General features: G+C 60.0%; 1 protein-coding gene and 1 pseudogene. One reads left to right on the forward strand and one right to left on the reverse strand.

The features are described 5' to 3' along the window. Positions 1 to 429, reverse strand: a 429-nt coding sequence (locus tag NW841_RS12865; protein WP_414386783.1) for a polyprenyl synthetase family protein, incomplete at its 3' end; no start/stop codon positions are given. Positions 430 to 729: 300 nt separating this feature from the next. Here NW841_RS12865 and NW841_RS12870 point away from each other — a divergent pair. Next, positions 730 to 1,019, forward strand: a pseudogene (locus NW841_RS12870) (RNA-guided endonuclease TnpB family protein); the annotation flags it as partial.

Here is a 1,019-nt window from a genome sequence, read left to right on the forward strand (position 1 = left end):
GACTTGCAGCACCAACTGCGGCGGTACCCCCTGAGTTTGGCTGGCAATATGCTCAAAGGCAAAAGCCAGCAGCGCATCTCCCGCCAAGATGGCAATGTCTTCGCCGAACACCTTATGGTTGGTGGGTTTGCCGCGGCGAAAATCGTCGTTGTCCATGGCCGGCAGGTCGTCGTGGATCAGCGACATGGTGTGGATCATCTCTAGGGCGCAGGCAGTGGGCAGGGCCTGCTCCACGGAGCCGCCGGCCAACTCACAGGCCGCCAGACAGAGGATCGGCCTCAGGCGTTTTCCCCCCGCCAGCAGGCTGTAGCGCATCGCCTCGTAAATGCGCTCCGGATAGGCGGGAACCAGAGCTGCAGAAAGCGCCTCTTCCACCTGTTGCTGACGCTGGCTCAGATAGACTTTCAGGTCAAAGGTTTGGGCAACCAAGCGGGGTTTCCTCTCAACTCGGCAATGGGGGGATCCCTGTCGAGTAGTTCTACAACAGGCTTGCAAGCTGACATTATCTCATGTCCACTCTAGGTCGGGATCTGCCTTCCTCAGCCGGTGACAGCAAGTTGCAACCCCTAAGGAAAGTGTCAGGAGGAAGGGCCGCAAGCTTGCGCTAGCCGTCCCCCCAATGTCAGCCAGAAACCGCAGGAGCCCCGCCCTGTACCCCCGTATACGGGGGGAGGGGGGCCGGTCAGGGTCGAGAGGAATGCGGACAACGTATAAACGTATAATCGTGACATGGCCCAAGTCCTGACTATCTCCTGCAAGCTCAAGGTGTCTGTGTCGCAAGCCGCCAAGCTGGATGCGACTCAGGATGCCTTTGCACAAGCACTCCTCGCGCCAGCGGGCCGGAGGCCTTACTGGGTCAACCAAAACACACCAGAGAAGGTGGTCAACGCCGTCAAGCTCCAATCGCTCTGCTACCGCGCAATTCGTACCCGCTTTGGGCTCTCCAGCAACCTGGCACAACAGGTGTGCAGGCGGGTTGCAGGCTCGCGCAAGGTTGCCCGCCAAAAGAACCGTCCGGT

It is taken from the genome of Synechococcus sp. H60.3 (assembly GCF_047462295.1).
Lineage (GTDB): Bacteria > Cyanobacteriota > Cyanobacteriia > Thermostichales > Thermostichaceae > Thermostichus.